Source organism: Nocardioides sp., from assembly GCF_029937575.1.
Classification (GTDB): domain Bacteria; phylum Actinomycetota; class Actinomycetes; order Propionibacteriales; family Nocardioidaceae; genus Nocardioides.
Window position 1 is genome coordinate 60,527 of sequence record NZ_JAPYPS010000002.1, and the last position, 17,947, is coordinate 78,473.

The window sequence follows — 17,947 nt, forward strand, 5'->3', positions numbered from 1 at the left end:
CCGACACGCTGCGCCGTCATTCGCCGCCAGCCCCTAGGGTGAGCGCATGGGCAAGCAGGAAGACTTCGTACTCCGCGCTCTCGAGGAGCGCGACGTCCGCTTCGTGCGGTTGTGGTTCACCGACGTGCTGGGCTTCCTCAAGTCCGTGGCGGTCGCCCCTGCCGAGCTCGAGGGCGCCTTCGACGAGGGGATCGGCTTCGACGGCTCCGCGATCGAGGGCTTCGCCCGGATCTACGAGTCCGACATGCTCGCGATGCCCGACCCGTCGACGTTCCAGATCCTGCCCTGGCGCCAGGACGGCCCGGCGACGGCGCGGATGTTCTGCGACATCGTGATGCCCGACGGCTCCCCGTCGTACGCCGATCCGCGCAACGTCCTCAAGCGCACCCTCGGCCGGGCGGCGGAGAAGGGCTTCACCTTCTACACCCACCCCGAGATCGAGTTCTACCTCTTCAAGGACACCCCGCAGCCCGGCGTCGACCCGATCCCCGTCGATCGCAGCGGCTACTTCGACCACACCGCGCAGTCGATGGGTGCCGACTTCCGTCGTGAAGCCATCACGATGCTGGAGTCGATGGGCATCTCGGTCGAGTTCAGCCACCACGAGGCCGGTCCCGGTCAGCAGGAGATCGACCTGCGCTACGCCGACGCCCTGTCGACGGCCGACAACATCATGACCTTCCGCACCGTCATCCGTGAGGTCGCGCTGAGCCAGGACATCTGGGCCAGCTTCATGCCCAAGCCCTTCACCACCCACCCGGGCTCGGGCATGCACACCCACGTCTCGCTCTTCGAGGGCGACCAGAACGCCTTCTACGAGGCCGGCGCGGAGTACCAGCTCTCCGAGACCGGTCGCCGCTTCATCGCCGGCGTCCTGCACCACGCCCCCGAGCTCAGCGTGGTGACCAACCAGTGGGTCAACAGCTACAAGCGGATGATGTTCGGCGGCGAGGCGCCGTCGTACGTCTGCTGGGGACACAACAACCGCTCCGCGATGGTCCGGGTGCCGATGTACAAGCCGCTCAAGGGCGCCTCGACGCGCGTCGAGCTGCGCACCATCGACGCGGCCTGCAACCCCTACCTCGCCTTCGCCGCGGTGCTCGCGGCCGGCATGAAGGGCATCGAGGAGGGCTACGAGCTGCCCCGCGAGGCCGAGGACGACGTCTGGGCGCTGTCCGAGCGCGAGCGCAAGAGCCTCGGCATCGATCCGCTGCCCAAGAGCCTCAACGAGGCCATCGAGATCGCCGAGAATTCCGAGCTCCTCGCCGACACGTTGGGGGAGAGCGTCTTCGACTTCTTCCTGCGCAACAAGCGGGCCGAGTGGGACGAGTACCGCGGCCAGGTCTCGGCCTTCGAGCGCGACCAGATGCTGCCGGTGCTCTGAGCCCCACCCGGTGAACTCGCCCGTGAGCCCGCGCATCCTCGTGGTGCAGCATCAGGCCACCTGCCCGCCCGCCCTCCTCGGGGGCTGGCTGGAGGAGGCCGGACTGATGCTCGAGGTACGCCGTCCCGACCTGGGCGAGCCGCTGCCCACCGAGCGCGCTGACCTGGCGCCGTACGACGCCGTGCTGGTGCTCGGAGGATCGATGGACGCCTTCGACGAGGACGGCCACCCCTGGCTGCGCGACACCGTGACGTTGCTGCGCCTCACGATCGAGCAAGACACCCCGACCCTCGGCGTGTGCCTCGGCCACCAGCTCATCGCGCGCGCCTGCGGCGGGACCGTGGCTCGCAACCCACGTGGCCGAGCGATCGGCGTGCTGCCGATCGGCTGGACTTCGGCCGCCGACGCAGATCCGCTGCTCGGTGGTCTCGCTCGGGCCGACGGCACGACCCGGTGCCTGCAGTGGAACCAGGACGTCGTCACCGTGATGCCCGCCGGTGCCGTCCTGCTCGCTGCCTCGCCCCAGGGAGAGCCCCAGGTGGTCCGCTTCGCCGACAGAGCCTGGGGGATCCAGGCGCATCCCGAGGCGGACGGAGCCGTGGCGCAGTGGTGGGCCGACGACTCGGCCCCCGACGTCGCCGCGGCCGAGGCCACGCACACGGTCGCCGCGGTGAGCGACGCGGAGTCCGAGCTGGCAGACACCTGGAGGCCACTGGCCACCGCCTTCGCGGCGATCGTCACCGGGGTCGTGGCACGACCGTGAAGGCCACCTCCGGAGACCTGGCGCGCCTGGGATTCGTCGACGCCAAGGCGGCGCTCGTCGACCTCGCGACCCTGGGTGAGTCCGCCGACCCCCTGGTGGCTCTGCTCGGCCGGACGGCCGATCCCGACGAAGCCCTCGGCTGCCTCCTGCGACTCCTCGACGCGGTGGACGACCAGCAGGAGGACCAGGACGGGGCCGGTGGTCGCGAGGAGCTCCTCGCGGCGCTGGTCCACGACGAGGGCACCGCCATGCGTCTGCTCTGCGTCCTCGGCGCCAGCGAGGCGCTGGCGCACCACCTCACGCGCCACCCCGAGCAGTGGCGCGAGCTGCGCGACCCGACGATGGGCTCCACGCGGCCGGCGGCGTACGCCGTGCGGGCCGGGCTCCTGCTCGCGGTCGGGGCAGAGCCGAGCGATGCCGTGCCCGTGGCGACGGTCGAGGACGCTGCTGCCGTCGACGCCCTGCGCGTGGAGTACCGCCGGGTGCTGCTGCGCCTCGCCGCACGCGACCTCGCCCACGACCTCGGCGTCGACGACGCCGCGGCCGAGCTCTCCGACCTGGCGGCGGGCACCCTGGAGGCCGCCCTGGCCATCGCCCGCGCCCGACTCGGGGAGGCCGCCGCAGAGGCCCGCCTGGGAGTCGTGGCGATGGGCAAGTGCGGCGGTCACGAGCTCAACTACGTCTCGGACGTGGACGTGATCTTCCTGCACGCCGCCACCGATCCCGAGCGCCAGGACGACCCGTCGGTGCTGCGCACCGCCACGCGCCTGGCGACGCACCTGATCCAGATCTGCTCCGACTACACCGGCGAGGGCACGATCTGGCCCGTCGACGCGGCGCTGCGACCCGAGGGCAAGGCCGGACCGCTGACCCGCACCCTCGAGAGTCACGAGGGCTACTACGAACGCTGGGCCAAGCCGTGGGAGTTCCAGGCACTGCTCAAGGCGCGTGCCGTCGCCGGCGACCTCGCCCTGGGGCAGGCGTTCGTGGACATGACCGCTCCCATGGTGTGGACCGCAGCCCAGCGTGAGGGCTTCGTCACCGACACCCAGGCGATGCGGCGCCGCGTGATCGAGCACATCCCTGCCAAGGAGGTCGACCGGCAGATCAAGCTCGGGCCGGGTGGCCTGCGCGACGTCGAGTTCGCCGTCCAGCTGCTCCAGCTCGTGCACGGGTTCGGGGACGACCGGATCCGCGAGCCCACCACCCTCAGCGCCCTGCACGCCCTGGCGGTGCACGGCTACGTGGGCCGCCAGGACGGCGAGTCACTGCACGAGGCCTACAGCTTCCTGCGCTCCCTCGAGCACCGGATGCAGCTCTTCGCGCTGCGCCGCACCCACGTCGTCCCCGAGGACTCCGCCTCGCTGCGGCGCCTCGGGCGCAGCCTCGGCTACCGGACCGAGCCCGAGGAGACCCTCGCCAAGGTCTGGCAGCACCACCGTCGCGAGGTGCGACGCCTGCACGAGAAGCTCTTCTACCGCCCGCTGCTGGCGGCCGTGGCGCGGGTGCACACCGACGAGGTCAGGCTGTCCTCGGAGGCGGCGGGCGCCCGCCTGGCCGCGCTCGGGTACGGCGACCCGCAGGCTGCGCTGCGCAACCTGGAGGCGCTGACGAGCGGAGTGACCCGTCGGGCGGCGATCCAGCGCACCCTGCTCCCGGCGATGCTGAGCTGGTTCGCCGAGGGCGTCGACCCCGACGCCGGGCTCTTCGGCTTCCGGCGGATCAGCGAGCGCCTCGGCACGACGCCGTGGTACCTCAAGACCCTGCGCGACGAGGGCGAGGTCGCCGAGCGCCTCGCCCACCTGCTCTCCACCTCGCGCTACGTCACCGGGCTCCTGGAGGTCGAGCCTGCCGGCGTACGGATGCTGGCCGAGGACATCACCCCGCTCACCGCACGCGCAATCGGTGAGGAGATGCGCTCCAACGCGGCCCGGCAGCCCGACCTGGACAAGGCCGTGCGCTCGATCCGCGCCGTCCGGCGCCGCGAGCTGCTGCGCGTCGGTGCGGGCGACGTGCTGGGCCTGACCGACGTCGCCGACGTGGGAGCGGCGTTGTCGCGGATCACCGACGCCACGCTGGAGGCCACCCTCGAGGTCGCCGGTCGACGCGTGCGGCGCCAGAAGGACATGGAGGAGCCGCCGACGCGCATCGCCATCGTCGCGATGGGCCGCTACGGCGGCTTCGAGCTGTCCTACGGCAGCGACGCCGACGTCCTGTTCGTCCACCAGCCCGAGGAGGGCGCCGACGCCCACGTCGCCAGCACCTACGCCACGGCGGTCGCCAACGAGGTGCGCAACCTGCTCGCCCAGGCCGGGCCGGACCCGTCGCTGGTCGTCGATGCCGACCTGCGCCCCGAGGGCAAGCAGGGAGCGCTGGTGCGCACCCTCGACTCCTACGCCGCCTACTACGCGCGCTGGTCGAAGGTCTGGGAGGCCCAAGCGCTGCTCCGTGCCGACCCCGTCGTCGGCGACGCCGACGTGCGCCGACGTTTTCGGGAGCTGATCGACCCGCTGCGCTATCCCGAGGGTGGCCTGTCGCAGGACGACGTCATCGAGGTACGGCGGATCAAGGCCCGGGTCGACACCGAGCGGCTGCCCAAGGGCGCCGACCCGCAGCTGCACCTCAAGCTCGGCCGGGGAGGCCTGGCCGACATCGAGTGGACCATCCAGCTCCTCCAGATGCGCCACGCCGCGGAGGTCGCCGGACTGCGTACGCCGCGCACGCTGGCTGCGGCGTCGGCGGCGGTGGAGGCCGGGCTGCTCGACGCCGACGACGCGCGCGTGCTGAGCGAGGCTTGGCGCACAGTGAGCCGGGTGCGCAACGCCGCGACCCTGGCACGTGGAAAGCCCACCGACCAGCTGCCGCGCGAGGCCCAGGAGCGCGCTGCGGTGGCCAGCATCCTCGGCTACCCGTCGGGCTGCACCGACGAGATGGTCAACGACTACCTGCGCACCACCAGACGGGCGCGGCTGGTGGTCGACCGCGTCTTCTGGTGACGAGCACGAGCGACGTCCCAGGACCTTGAGGATTTCTTGAGGTTGGCGATACATGGACCAGAGACTTCTGGGTAAGGCTGGGGACCTAGCACCAACGAACCATGGGGGCCCCGACTGTGACGACCGTCTTCGATCCTTCTGCTGTGCACCGGCTCGAGGCCGACACGCAGAGCGAGCCGTTCGTCCGCACGCTCGTCGGCACCTACCAGCGGATGCTCGCGCCGCGGGTCGACCGGCTCGTCGACGCAGTCCTGGCCTCCGACGCCGAGCAGGCGCTCGATGCCGCGCTGAGCCTGAAAGTATCCTCGATCATGACCGGTGCCACCGAGCTGGCCGAGATCGCGACGTTCGTGGTCGACGACCTGCGCAACAACGACCTTCCGTCGGCGCGGTCCCAGGCCCTGCTGCTCCCCGGGGCCGCGTTGCGTGCCCGCGCGGCGCTGGACGTCTACTTCGGCCCGCCCGATCGTGAGTCCGAGCCGGTGGCTCAGGAGTCGACCGACTCCATCCGGTAGCCCACTCCGCGCACCGTCTTGATGTAGCGCGTCCCGGGGTGTCCCTCGTCGAGCTTGCGGCGCAGGTTGCCCACGTGGACCTCGACCAGGTGGGTGTCGCTCGCCCAGTCGGTGCCCCACACCGAGCGCAGCAGCGCCTCGCGCGTCCACACACGCGCCGGCGTGCGCATCAGCTCGGTGAGCAGGTCGAACTCGGTCCGCGTCAGGGACAGCTCCACGGCGCCGTTGAACGCGCGGCGTCCGTCGACGTCGACGCGCAGGTCGCCGTGCTCGAGCATCTCGTGGTCGGGCACGGGCGCTGCCTGCTGCGAGGCCGAGAACCCACGTCGGGGGCGGCGGAAGAGCGCGTTGACCCGGGCCTTGAGCTCGCGGACGCTGAACGGCTTCGACAGGTAGTCGTCGGCGCCGGTCTCGAGCCCGAGCAGTCGGTCGATCTCGTCGTCGCGGGCGGTGATCATGATGACGTAGGCGTCGGCGAACTCACGGATCCGCCGACACGTCTCGATGCCGTCGATGCCGGGCAGTCCGACGTCGAGGGTGACCAGATCGGGGTCGAACGTGCGCACGGTCTCGATCGCAGCCAGTCCGGTGTCGACCGCACGGACCTCGAAGCCCTGGGTGCTGAGAGTGAACTCGATGAGCGAGCGCACGTCCTCGTCGTCCTCGACGACCAACGCACGACGATCGGGCTGTGACTCATGTGACACGCCGGTGAGTCTGCCAGAGTCACCCCTCTTCCTCGGTGGAACGGCGCGTCGCGCGATCCGCGGTCCAGCGTCACACCTACGAAACGTCCGCGACACCGGACAGTCCTAGGTTCGCGGCAACGCCGGCTCCCGAGGCCGGTTCCACGCCCGAGGGAGTTATCTGCATGACCGCCAATCCCGTTCGTCTCCAGGCCATCACGTCGGTCGAGGCCTTCACCCCGCCGCCGATCAGCTTCGACCCAGGGGAGGAGCCGGGCGAGATCTTCGGGGAGAACGTCTTCAGCCTCACCGTGATGCAGAAGCGGCTGCCCAAGGCCGTCTACAAGTCGGTGCTGTCGACGATCGAGCGGTCCACGCCGCTGGACCCGGACGTGGCCGACTCCATCGCCTCGGCGATGAAGGACTGGGCCCTGGAGAAGGGCGCCACGCACTACGCCCACGTGTTCTACCCGCTGACCGGCCTGACCGCGGAGAAGCACGACAGCTTCCTCGACCCGGTCGGTGACGGCACGGCCTTCGCCTCGTTCTCCGGCAAGACGCTGATCCAGGGCGAGCCCGACGCGTCGAGCTTCCCCAACGGTGGGCTGCGCAACACCTTCGAGGCACGCGGCTACACCGGCTGGGACGTGATGAGCCCGGCGTACGTGCTGGAGAACCCCAACGGCAACACCCTGTGCATCCCGACCATCTTCATCTCGATGACCGGTGAGGCACTGGACCACAAGACGCCGGTGCTGCGCTCGCAGCAGGCGATGGCCGTGCACGCCAAGCGGGTGCTCGAGCTCTTCGGGCACGACGACCCCGAGAACGTCGTGGCCTACTGCGGCCCCGAGCAGGAGTACTTCCTGGTCGACAGCCACTTCTTCCTCTCCCGCCCCGACCTGCTGAACGCCGGCCGCACGCTCTTCGGCGCCAAGCCGCCCAAGGGCCAGGAGTTCGACGACCACTACTTCGGCGCGATCCCCGAGCGGGTGCTCGGCTTCATGATGGACACCGAGCGGGAGCTGTTCAAGCTCGGCATCCCGGCCAAGACCCGCCACAACGAGGTCGCTCCGGGCCAGTTCGAGGTCGCGCCGATGTTCGAGCGCGCCAACGAGGCCTCCGACCACCAGCAGCTGCTGATGACGACCTTCAAGGCCGTGGCGAAGAAGCACGGCATGGAGTGCCTCTTCCACGAGAAGCCGTTCGCCGGCGTCAACGGGTCCGGCAAGCACGTCAACTTCTCGCTCGGGAACTCCGAGCTCGGCAGCCTGCTCGTGCCCGGCGACACCCCGCACGACAACGCCCAGTTCCTGGTCTTCTGTGCGGCGGTCATCCGCTCGGTGCACAAGTACGGCGGGCTGCTGCGCGCCTCGGTCGCCTCGGCGTCCAACGACCACCGTCTCGGAGCCAACGAGGCGCCGCCGGCGATCATCTCGATCTTCCTCGGCGACCAGCTGGCCGACGTCTTCGACCAGATCGCCAAGGGCGGCGCGACCCGCTCCAAGGAGAAGGGCACGCTCACCATCGGCGTCGACACCCTGCCGAACCTCTCCAAGGACCCGGGCGACCGCAACCGCACCTCGCCGTTCGCCTTCACCGGCAACCGCTTCGAGTTCCGGGCGCCGGGCTCGCTGCAGACCGTCGCCGGTCCGATGGTCATGATCAACACGATCATGGCCGAGGCCCTCGACTACTGCGCCTCGGCACTCGAGACCGCGGTGGCCGGCGGCACGGACTTCAACGAGGCCGTGCAGACGCTGCTCTCCGACATCGTGTCCGAGCACGGCACCGTGATCTTCAACGGCAACGGCTACTCCGACGAGTGGCCGATCGAGGCCGAGCAGCGCGGGCTGAAGAACCTGCGCACGACGGTCGACGCGCTGCCCGAGCTGATCACCCCCGAGGCGATCGAGCTGTTCACCAAGTACGGCGTGTTCAACGAGGGCGAGGCCCACAGCCGCTACGAGGTGGGCTGCGAGCAGTACATCCTCACCGTCGCGGTCGAGGCCAACCTCACCCTGGAGATCGGCTCCACGACGGTGCTGCCGGCGGCCCTTCGCTACCAGACCGAGCTCGCCTCGAACGTCGCCGCACTCAAGGCCGCCGGCGTCGAGGCGGACCTCTCCACGCTCGAGGCGGTCAGCGCCCCGATCGCCGCGCTCAAGAAGGGCCTGGCCACGCTGAGCGACGCGATCGCCCATGAGCACGCCGAGGACCCGCTGGAGGCGGCCACCTTCACCCGCGACTCGGTGCTGCCCGCCATGACCGCGGTCCGCGAGGCCGCCGACGAGCTCGAGGGCCTGGTGGCCGACGACCTCTGGCCGCTGCCGACGTACCAGGAGATGCTCTACATCCTCTGAGCCGTTCGAGCCGGGACCAGGACCGTCGCAGCCGCGGGCCGGCAACGGTCCTGGATCCCGGTCAGGCGTCAGGTGCCGCCGGCAGCTCGACCCAGGCGGTGGCTCCGCCACCGGGGGTCTCGTCGAGACCGATGCGCCCGCCGTGCGCCTGGACGATCCGCTGGCACGTGGGCAGGCCCATACCGGTGCCATCGACGCGCAGACCCTCCGCGACGCGCACGAAGGGCTCGAAGACCCGGTCCCGATCGGCGGGGGGCACCCCGAGCCCGTGGTCGACCACCTCCAGGCGCCACGTCGTGCCCGACACCTCGGCGTGCACCGAGATGCTCGCGGTGGTGCCGGGGCGGGTGTACTTGGCCGCGTTGGAGACGAGGTTCTGCAGCACGATCCGCAGCTGCACCGGGTCGGCCTGCACCGCGGGCAGCTCCCCGACCTCGATCGCAGCTCCGGCAAGCTGCGAGGACAGGTCCTCGCGCACCTCGCGCATGAGGGCGTCGACGTCCACGCGGTGCCGGTCCAGCCGACCGCCGAGCACCGCGAAGGTGAGCACCTCGTCGACCAGTCGTCCCATCCGCTCGGTGCTGCGGTGGGCACGCGAGATCAGGCCGCGCATCGTCGCGACGTCCGGCTCGGCGGCCACGACGAGGTCCTCGAGCAGCTCGAGGTTGCCGGTGACGGCGGCGAGGGGGTTGCGCAGGTCGTGGCTGACCTGGCCGGCGAAGGCAGCCAGCTGCTGGTTGCTCCGCTCGAGCTCGTGGATGGCCTTGGCCAGCTGACGGTTGCGCAGCTCGAGCTCGAGGACGTCGACGACGCGGTCGGACAGGTCGCGCAGGGCGCGCCGTTGCGCGGCGTCGATCTCGCGCTCGGTGTCGTCGAAGACGCACAGCGACCCGAACGGGACACCAGCAGGGCTGGTCAGCTGGTAGCTGGCGTAGAAGACCGTGCGGCCCTGCTGCACGTAGGGGTTGTCGCGGAAGCGGGGGTCCACGCGCAGGTCCGAGGAGATCAGCGGCTCGTCCTCGTGGAGGACCGCGTCGCACATCGACAGTGCGCGCGGCACGGTGAAGCCCTCGAAGCCGACGCTGGCGAGTTGGAGCAGCTCGTCGTCGGTGATCACCGAGATGAAGGCGGACGAGACGCCGCACACGCGGGCGGCGAGCTCGGCCAGGGCGGTCAGCTCGGGCCGGGGCTCCGCGGACAGGACCTGGTAGCGCTCCAGCTCGGCCATCCGGGCAGCGTCGTGCTCATGATCGATGACGCGATGGTGCACGGAGGGTCCTGCTCTGTGGAGGTGGAGGGAGCAGCACCAGTCTAGGTGACCGGGTCACGCACCGAGCTGAGTTGCGCAGACCCGGCGTGGACGGCGTACGAGGCGTGGTGCCGGATCCCCGAGCGTCGCTGCGCCCGGTCGCCGATCACCCACCAGTCGCACTGGACCCGCTCCGGGGTCACGTCGAGGACGCAGTACCCGTGGTCGTCGAGGTTGGCGTAGCGGTAGTGCGGGTTGCTCGCCCGGAGCGCCGCCGCGATCACGTCACTGGTCGTGTGCGGGGGTGTGTCGGTGTCGTCCTTGAAGTTGTTCGACGTCACCGAGGCGCACACGAACTCCACGCCCACGTTGCCGCCCAGGGGGTAGGTCCCCTTCGCGAGCGGGAGCTCGGCAGCCAGGCCCGTGTGGATGTCGCCGGTCAGGAAGACGACGTCGTCGATCCGCTCGGCGGCGATGTGGTCGAAGAGGTCGCGACGATCGTGGGTGTAGCCGTCCCACGCATCGGTGTTCAGCGGGACGCCGTCGGCCGAGACGGCTCCCTCCAGCAGCCGGTTGAGGGCTGCTGCGGCCTCGGGGGGCAGGCCACCGAGGGACAGCGGCGCGATCAGGACCGGGTTGCCCACGAGCTTCCACCGTGACCTGCTGGTGCTCAGCGAGTCCTTGAGCCACCCCAGCTGCGCGGATCCTGTGATCGTGCGGTCGGGGTCGTCGACGCTGGTGTCGGTGAGATCGGCCACCTGCTCGTCACGGTAGGTGCGCAGGTCCAGCATCGACAGGTCGGCCAGCGTGCCGAACCGCAGCGTGCGGAAGAGTCTAGTGCCGTCGCGTAGTCGTACCGAGCCGTTCAGGCGCGCCGGCATCCACTCGTCGTAGGCGCGATGCGCACGGGCCCGGCGACGCCTCCAGCCGCCCTCCTCCGCGGGGGAGTGGTTGGCGGCGCCACCGCGCCAGGCGTCGTTGGCCGACTCGTGGTCGTCCCAGGTGGCGATCATCGGGTACGCCGCGTGGAGGTCCTGCAGGTCCCGGTCGCGCTTGTACTGCGCGTGCCGCCGACGGTAGTCGGCGAGCCCGAGGATCTCGTGGGCCGGCTCGTGGGGACGCACCACGACGTCGTCGGCGCCCATCCCGTGCCCGTCCGAGCCGTACTCGTAGAGGTAGTCGCCCAGGTGCACGACCGCGTGCAGGTCGTTGCGCGCCGCGAGGTGGCGATACGCGCTGAACCAGCCGGCCTGCAGGTTCGCGCACGAGACGAAGCCGAGGCGCAGGTGCTCGGTCTCCTCGTCGGCGGCGGGCGTCGTACGGGTGCGTCCGACGCGACTGCGATGGCCCTCGTAGGTGAAGCGGTAGTAGTACCAGGTGCTCGGCGCCAGGCCGGTCACGGTGAGCTTGACGGTGTGGTCGCGCCCGGGGCCGGTCGCCGATCGGCCACGACGGACGACGTGTCGCATGCGGGGGTCCTGGGCGACCTCCCAGCGCACCGTGACCCGCGGGCCGTGCCCCGACCCCGGGCTGCTTCGAGGGGTCGGCGTCACCCGAGTCCACAGCACCACCGCGGTGGGGCCCGGGTCGCCCGACGCTACGCCGTGCGGGAAGACCGGGTGCCGCCCGCGCGGCGGGGCCGCCGCCGCCCCGGCTGCTGGGTCGAACGTGGGGAGCACAGTGGCGCTTCCCGCCACGCCGGCGGAGGCGGCCAGGACGGTCCGGCGCGGGATGAGTGGCTTCACACCCGGGTCAACGTCGGAGCGGCGCCGAGGTGCCGGGCGATGGACAGACGTCGGACAGAGTTCACCGGGGCGTCACCGGCGGCGCCGTGGCCGGCGGGGCCTATCCTGCGGCCGTGGCCTCTCTCGTGCTGACCGTCATCGGAGACGACCGTCCCGGACTGGTGTCCGCGGTCTCGCGGCAGGTGGAGGAGCGCGGTGGGAGCTGGCAGCGCAGCCAGATGGCGCGGTTGAGCGGCAAGTTCGCGGGCATCGCCCTCGTGGAGGTTCCCGAGACCGCGATCGCTGCCCTGGAGCAGTCACTGGGCGAGCTGGCGGGGCTGGACGTCCGGGTGGAACGGATCGAGCACGCGGACGCCGAACGGGACGTCGTCCCCCTGCACCTGCACCTGCTCGGTCAGGACCGGGCAGGGATCGTCGCGGAGATCTCGGCCGCCCTGGCGGCGCGAGGCGTGGGCATCGACGAGCTGTCCACCGACGTCCGCGAGGCGCCGATGGCGGGAGGCACCCTCTTCGAGGTCGAAGCGCGACTCTCGATCCCGCGCTCGACGTCCCTGGGCGACGTACGAGCGGACCTCGAACGGCTCGCCGACGAGCTCATGGTCGACCTGGACCTGGGTCCGGCACCCGCTCCGGGTGCGTCCGGCGGCTGAGCACCCGCACCGCGTGCTCGGTCGTCCCCTCGACGCCGAGGTGGGACACGACGTGGCGCACGCGAGCCTCCTCGAGGGGGAGCAGACCGGGCGAGCCCGGTACGTCGGGGGTGAGCCCGAGGTCGAGGTCGTCATGGCCGGCCATGACCTCGAGGTTGAACTCGAACAGCTGCCGGGCTGTGGGGTCGCGCAACCGGTTGAGCAGGCCGACGCTGATCCGACGCTGGCCCGACTCCGCGGCGTCAGCGTCGAGGGCCGCGGCGATCGTGGCGCCGTCGGTGTGCTCGAGATCAGCCCACACCTCGCGCATAGAAGCGACCTGGGCGAGCAGCGCCGCGGCGCCCTTCTCGCCGATCCCGGTGACTCCGGGAAGGTTGTCGCTGGCGTCACCGCGCAGCGCGGCGTACTCGAGGTAGTGCTCGGCGGCCACGCCGTACATCGCCAGCAGTCGGGCCGGGTTGAGCAGCGGCGAGCCGTGGATGCCGCCGTCGATGAGGCGCAGCACCTCGGTGGTCTCGCTGATGTGGGCGAAGGCGTCGCGGTCCGAGGTGATGATCACGCACCGCCAGCCCGACCTGCGTGCCCACGCGGCCGCCGAGGCGCTGACGTCGTCGGCCTCGAGCCCCGGGGGGGTGAGGGTCAGGAGCCCGAGCGCGTCGAGCAGGGCTCCGGCTCGCCCGAGCTGCTCGACCAGCGCGGGGTCCTTCTCGGCACGCCCGGCCTTGTAGGCGGGATAGGCCTGCGCGCGGACCGAGAAGGCCTTGTCGTCGAGACCGAACACGACCGCATCGGGCGCGAACGCCTCGACGGCCTCGACGATCTGGCGCACCATCCCGTGCAAGGCCCAGGCCGGCCGGCCGCCCTGATCCCGCAGGTCGGTGCCGACCCGTGCGTGGTGGTTGCGGTGCAGCAGCGACGGGGCGTCGATGCAGAGGAGGAGGCGGGACCGGGCGGCGGGCGGCATACGGTCAACGGACATGTCGGTGAGGCAGCCTACCCAGGACTCCGCAGCTCGTCAGGCTCGGCGGAGTGTGACGCCGTTGAGCATCCTCAGGGCCAGGTCGGGCATGGTGGCAGCGTGAGCTCTCCTGATTACCGAGCACCAGTGCCCGTCGGTGACGGGGACTTCGACCCCCACGACCAGTACGTGCACGTGCGCGGGGCCAGTGAGCACAATCTCAAGCACGTCGACGTGGACCTTCCACGCAACGCCATGGTCGCCTTCACCGGGGTGTCGGGCTCGGGCAAGTCGTCCCTGGCCTTCGGGACCCTGTACGCCGAGGCGCAGCGCCGCTACTTCGAGTCGGTCGCGCCGTACGCCCGCAGGCTGCTGCAGCAGGTGGGTGCTCCCCAGGTCCAGGAGATCACCGGGCTGCCGCCCGCGGTGGCCCTCCAGCAGCGGCGTGGGGCGGCCAGCTCACGCTCGACGGTGGGCACGCTCACGACCCTGTCCAACCTGCTCCGCATCCTGTACTCGCGTGCCGGTCACTACCCGCAGGGTGCCGGGCACCTGGCCGCCGAGGCGTTCTCCCCGAACACCGCCGCCGGTGCCTGCCCGCGCTGTCACGGGCTCGGAGTGGCGCACGAGGTGAGCGAGTCGCTGCTGGTCCCGGACCCGTCCCTCAGCATCCGCGACGGTGCCGTGGCCTCCTGGCCGGGAGCGTGGCAGGGCCATAACCTGCGCCGGATCGTGCGCAGCCTCGGCATCGACGTCGACCGGCCGTGGCAGGAGCTGGACCGGAGCGACCGCGACTGGATCCTCTACACCGACGAGCAGCCGTCGGTCCTCATCGAGACCCAGCACCGCGACGACGGAGGGAGTGGACGGCCGTACCACGGCACGTTCTGGAGCGCCCGCAAGCACGTGCTCCACGTGCTCTCGGACTCGAAGAGCGAGGCGATGCGCACCAAGGCGCTGCGCTTCATGGCCAGCAGCGCGTGCCCCGACTGCGGGGGCAGCGGACTCATCGTCGAGGCGCTGGCGGTGACCTTCGCCGGGCAGTCCATCGCCGAGGTCAACGACTCGAGCTTCCAGGACCTGGTCGCGGTGCTGCGGCCCTTCGCGGCCGAGAGCGAGAGCAACGAGGTCGCCCGGCGGATCTGCGCGGACCTGGTGGCCCGGATCGAGGTGCTGCTCGACCTGGGTCTGGGCTACCTCGCCCTGGGTCGCAGCTCCACGACGCTCTCGCCCGGGGAGACCCAGCGGCTGAGGATCGCCACCCAACTGCGCTCGGGGCTCTTCGGGGTGGTCTACGTGCTGGACGAGCCGTCGGCGGGTCTGCACCCCGCCGACGCGGAGCCGTTGCTCGACGTCCTGGACCGACTGAAGGCCTCGGGCAACTCGTTATTCGTCGTCGAGCACGACATGGACGTCGTACGGCGTGCCGACTGGGTCGTCGACATCGGTCCCGGCGCCGGGGATGCCGGCGGGCGCGTGCTCTACAGCGGACCGGTCGCCGGCCTGGAGGACGTCGCGGAGTCGGCCACGAGCAACCACCTGTTCGGGCGCGCCGAGCGGCTGGTCCACGCGCCTCGTGAGCCGCACGGCTGGCTCCACCTGCGCGGCATCTCGCGGCACAATCTCGACGACGTGTCGGTCGACGTCCCACTGTGCGTGCTCACGGCCGTGACGGGGGTCTCGGGCTCCGGCAAGTCGACCTTGGTCACGCAGGTGCTCGCCGAGCTGGTGCGGGTCCACCTGGGTCTAGCTCCGGACCCCGACGCCGATCCCGCAGCCGACGCCTCTCACGCGAGCGGACTCGAGGTCGACGTGGACAGCGCGTCCGGTCTGGAGGCCTTCGACCGCCTGGTGCTGGTCGACCAGCGGCCGATCGGCCGCACCCCTCGCTCCAACCTGGCGACGTACACGGGGCTCTTCGACGCCGTACGCAAGCTCTTCGCCGCCACCGACGAGTCCCGCGCGCGGGGCTACGGAGTGGGACGCTTCTCCTTCAACGTCGCCGAGGGGCGCTGCGCCTCGTGCCAGGGCGAGGGCTTCGTCTCGGTCGAGCTGCTCTTCCTGCCCGGCACCTACGCGCCCTGCCCCACGTGTCACGGCGCGCGCTACAACGCCGAGACGCTGGAGGTGACCTACCGGGGCAAGAACGTCGCCGAGGTGCTGGGACTGACCGTCGACGACGCGGCCGAGTTCCTCGCCGACGTGCCGGCTGCCTCGCGCAGCCTCGAGACCCTGCGCGAGGTCGGCCTCGGCTACCTGCGCCTGGGTCAGCCTGCCACCGAGCTCAGCGGGGGAGAGGCACAGCGGATCAAGCTCGCCACCGAGCTGCAGCGAGCCCGCCGCGGCCACGCGCTCTACCTGCTCGACGAGCCGACGGCGGGGCTGCACCCCGCCGACGTCGCGCTCCTGCTGCGCCAGCTCCATCGCCTCGTGGAGGCCGGCAACACCGTGGTCCTCGTTGAGCACGACCTGGACGTCGTCGCGACGGCTGACTGGGTGATCGACCTCGGGCCCGGAGGCGGAGACTCGGGAGGCCAGGTGGTCGCCACCGGGACGCCCCACGACGTGGCGGGGTCGTCGGACAGCGTCACGGCGCCCTACCTGGCTCGTCGGCTCATCCCCGCTGACCGAGCGAGCCAGGAGTCGCTACGCTGAGCATCCAGAGCGTTCGGGAGGCGACATGGCCCCGGTTCGGCATGATGCGGACCTCTTTCGGCCGATGTACCAGATCATCCGTCGGATCAACCTGGGCGTCGACGTGCACACGGCACTTGGCGTCCTCACCCAGGGCGTGGTGGATGTCGTGGGCTTCCAGGTGGCGGCGATCAGCTGGCTCACCGACGCACTGGACTTCGAGATCGTCTCGGTGGCCGGCCGCGAGGACGCCCGGGCCGAGCTCATGGGGACGCGCGTGAGCCTGGCCGAGATGGAGGTCGAGCTCGCGGCCTCCGACCAGTCAGGCTCCCTCTTCTTCCTCCCAGCCGGTCGCCTGGGAGAGGGCGTGGGAGGGTGGATCCCAGATCTGTCGGACGTCACACGAGGGCCGGGGCAGTGGGAGGGCGAGGACACGCTGAGGTGCCTGCTCAGCTCGCCGGAGGGCGAGTTGCTGGGCGTGCTCTCCGTCGATCTTCCCGACGACGGCATGCGGCCCGCGGCTCCTCGGCGCGAGCTCTTGGAGATGTACGCCGACTTGGCCGGACTCGCGCTCAACCAGGCGCGCCGCGCGACCGCACTGGAGGAGCGGGTCCGGCTCTCCAGCGCTGTTCAGGCAGCCCTTCTCAGCACCGAGGCCGACCACGATCTGGGGAGTCTTGTCGCTGCCTGTGCACCGTCGTTCTCCTCGGTGCTGCAGGCCAGCACGTTCTGGGTCCGCATCATCGACCAGCAGAATCCCGGGCACCCGGGCGAGATGGCGGGCGTGCCGACGGGCACAGTGCCGGCTGCGACTGCAGAGATCCTGGCCCACGCGGCCGCCGATGCCCGTGCGGCCTGGGACGCCGGGGTGGTGGCCACGGCGTTCCTCCGCCACGGGCGCTGGGTCTCCAGCACGTCGCCGTGGAACGAGACCCAAGAACGGATCCGGGTCGTCGAAGGGCGTGCGGGCTGGGTGCGACGTTCCACCAGCGAGTCGAACCCGGTTGCGGACGAGCAAACGGATCTGACCGAGTTCCTCGAGTCGATCGGGGTGAGCAGGCTGCTGATGTGTCCGGTCGGGGTGGGTCCCGACTGCTTCGGATACTTCGTGGCCTGTCGCGACAACGAGTCGGGCTGGTCCGCCGAGGAGCTCGAGGCCGCGGCTCGGCTGGGCCGGCACCTCGGACAGGCGGTGCTGTCGGTACGCCTTCTGGAGCGGGAGCGGGTGCTGGTGCAGCAGCTGAAGGCGCTGGACGGGTACAAGAACGACCTGGTCTCCACGGTGTCCCACGAGCTGCGAACGCCGCTCACCTCCGTGGTCGGCCACCTCGAGCTGATCGAGGATGCGATGACGGCTGGTGCCGTGGTGGGCAGCGACGCCTTCGAGGTGGTGCACCGCAACCTTCAGCGAGTCCTGAGGCTCACCGATGAGCTCCTGATGCTCAAGCGGATCGATGCGGCGGTGGGCTCGGAGCCCGGAATCCTCGACCTGCGGCTCGTCGCCCGCGACGTCGTGTCCTCGCTCCAACCACAGGCGAAGGCACAAGGTGTCTCGCTCCGACTCGCCCCTCACGGAGGGCCGGTTCTCATCACGGGCAATGGTGGCGAGCTCGAACGTGTCGTGCTCAATCTCGTCGACAACGCCATCAAGTACACCCCGGCCGGAGGCCTCGTCGAGGTGGCCCTGGAGCGCAGTGCCCGATTCGTCCGCTTGGTGGTCGCTGACTCGGGTATGGGGATCAGCGCCGACGACCAGGAGGAGCTCTTCGGGGAATTCTTCCGCTCCACGAACCCGTCCGCGCTGGCCTTGCCGGGCACGGGGCTCGGTCTCAGCATCGTTCGCCGCATCGTGCAACGGCACGGCGGGTCGATCCGGGTCACCTCTGCACCTGGCGAGGGCAGCACATTCACCGTTCGCCTCCCCCTCAGTCACACCCGAGACGGCTGAACGCTCCGGCGACCGCCCGGAACGGCTAGTCCCTCGGTCGTCGTCTAGGGTCCGAA

12 protein-coding genes are annotated in these 17,947 nt (G+C 70.8%); 8 read left to right on the forward strand and 4 right to left on the reverse strand.

The window, feature by feature from the left end; genetic code table 11:
- The first annotated feature begins 46 nt into the window (after nucleotides 1-46).
- The 4 genes from Q1K33_RS01210 to Q1K33_RS01225 all read left to right on the forward strand — a co-directional run bounded on the left by Q1K33_RS01210 (nucleotide 47) and on the right by Q1K33_RS01225 (nucleotide 5,658).
- The gene (locus tag Q1K33_RS01210; protein WP_300399856.1) at nucleotides 47-1,384 is read left to right on the forward strand and encodes a glutamine synthetase family protein; all 1,338 of its coding nucleotides are present in this window, start codon (nucleotides 47-49) and stop codon (nucleotides 1,382-1,384) included.
- Between the two features lie 22 nt (nucleotides 1,385-1,406).
- A complete protein-coding gene (locus Q1K33_RS01215; protein WP_300399857.1) occupies nucleotides 1,407-2,147 on the forward strand; it encodes a type 1 glutamine amidotransferase in 741 nt (246 codons plus the stop codon).
- Nucleotides 2,144-5,143 (forward strand): bifunctional [glutamine synthetase] adenylyltransferase/[glutamine synthetase]-adenylyl-L-tyrosine phosphorylase, encoded by a 3,000-nt coding sequence (locus Q1K33_RS01220; RefSeq protein WP_300399858.1) that lies wholly within the window; start codon nucleotides 2,144-2,146, stop codon nucleotides 5,141-5,143. Before Q1K33_RS01215 ends, Q1K33_RS01220 begins: the two co-directional genes overlap by 4 nt.
- Before the next feature lie 101 nt (nucleotides 5,144-5,244).
- Complete coding sequence (locus tag Q1K33_RS01225; RefSeq protein WP_300399859.1) at nucleotides 5,245-5,658, forward strand: hypothetical protein; 414 nt, start codon at nucleotides 5,245-5,247, stop codon at nucleotides 5,656-5,658.
- On the opposite strand, the gene Q1K33_RS01230 is transcribed toward Q1K33_RS01225, so the two are convergent.
- Nucleotides 5,631-6,365, reverse strand: coding sequence for a response regulator transcription factor (locus Q1K33_RS01230; protein ID WP_300399860.1), 735 nt, complete (start codon nucleotides 6,363-6,365; stop codon nucleotides 5,631-5,633). The two genes, Q1K33_RS01225 and Q1K33_RS01230, sit on opposite strands and share 28 nt — an antisense overlap.
- Nucleotides 6,366-6,529: 164 nt before the next feature.
- Here Q1K33_RS01230 and Q1K33_RS01235 point away from each other — a divergent pair, with 164 nt between their 5' ends.
- Nucleotides 6,530-8,707, forward strand: a complete 2,178-nt coding sequence (locus tag Q1K33_RS01235) for a glutamine synthetase III (RefSeq protein ID WP_300399861.1) — start codon at nucleotides 6,530-6,532, stop codon at nucleotides 8,705-8,707.
- A 61-nt stretch (nucleotides 8,708-8,768) separates the two neighbouring features.
- On the opposite strand, the gene Q1K33_RS01240 is transcribed toward Q1K33_RS01235, so the two are convergent.
- A complete protein-coding gene (locus Q1K33_RS01240) occupies nucleotides 8,769-9,935 on the reverse strand; it encodes a GAF domain-containing sensor histidine kinase (protein WP_300399862.1) in 1,167 nt (388 codons plus the stop codon).
- Nucleotides 9,936-10,018: 83 nt separating this feature from the next.
- Entirely contained in the window at nucleotides 10,019-11,701 is a 1,683-nt protein-coding gene (locus tag Q1K33_RS01245) for an alkaline phosphatase D family protein (protein ID WP_300399863.1), read from the reverse strand.
- A 113-nt stretch (nucleotides 11,702-11,814) separates the two neighbouring features.
- Between Q1K33_RS01245 and Q1K33_RS01250 the strand changes: the two genes are divergently transcribed.
- On the forward strand, nucleotides 11,815-12,351 hold the full coding sequence (locus Q1K33_RS01250; RefSeq protein ID WP_300399864.1) for an ACT domain-containing protein: 537 nt from the start codon (nucleotides 11,815-11,817) through the stop codon (nucleotides 12,349-12,351).
- Here Q1K33_RS01250 and Q1K33_RS01255 read toward each other — a convergent pair.
- A complete protein-coding gene (locus Q1K33_RS01255) occupies nucleotides 12,296-13,330 on the reverse strand; it encodes a 5'-3' exonuclease H3TH domain-containing protein (RefSeq protein ID WP_300399865.1) in 1,035 nt (344 codons plus the stop codon). The two genes, Q1K33_RS01250 and Q1K33_RS01255, sit on opposite strands and share 56 nt — an antisense overlap.
- A gap of 99 nt (nucleotides 13,331-13,429) precedes the next feature.
- Here Q1K33_RS01255 and uvrA point away from each other — a divergent pair, with 99 nt between their 5' ends.
- Nucleotides 13,430-15,964 (forward strand): excinuclease ABC subunit UvrA, encoded by a 2,535-nt coding sequence (uvrA, locus tag Q1K33_RS01260; protein WP_300399866.1) that lies wholly within the window; start codon nucleotides 13,430-13,432, stop codon nucleotides 15,962-15,964.
- Between the two features lie 64 nt (nucleotides 15,965-16,028).
- Entirely contained in the window at nucleotides 16,029-17,891 is a 1,863-nt protein-coding gene (locus Q1K33_RS01265; protein ID WP_300399867.1) for an ATP-binding protein, read from the forward strand.
- The last annotated feature ends 56 nt before the right edge of the window (nucleotides 17,892-17,947 follow it).

Coding starts and splice junctions, on each gene's coding strand:
- Q1K33_RS01210 (WP_300399856.1), top strand. CDS start 47: ATGGGCAAGCAGGAAGACTTCGTACTCCGCGCTCTCGAGGAGCGCGAC.
- Q1K33_RS01225 (WP_300399859.1), top strand. CDS start 5,245: ATGGGGGCCCCGACTGTGACGACCGTCTTCGATCCTTCTGCTGTGCAC.
- Q1K33_RS01235 (WP_300399861.1), top strand. CDS start 6,530: ATGACCGCCAATCCCGTTCGTCTCCAGGCCATCACGTCGGTCGAGGCC.
- Q1K33_RS01240 (WP_300399862.1), bottom strand. CDS start 9,935: ATGGCCGAGCTGGAGCGCTACCAGGTCCTGTCCGCGGAGCCCCGGCCC.
- Q1K33_RS01255 (WP_300399865.1), bottom strand. CDS start 13,330: ATGTCCGTTGACCGTATGCCGCCCGCCGCCCGGTCCCGCCTCCTCCTC.
- Q1K33_RS01265 (WP_300399867.1), top strand. CDS start 16,029: ATGTACCAGATCATCCGTCGGATCAACCTGGGCGTCGACGTGCACACG.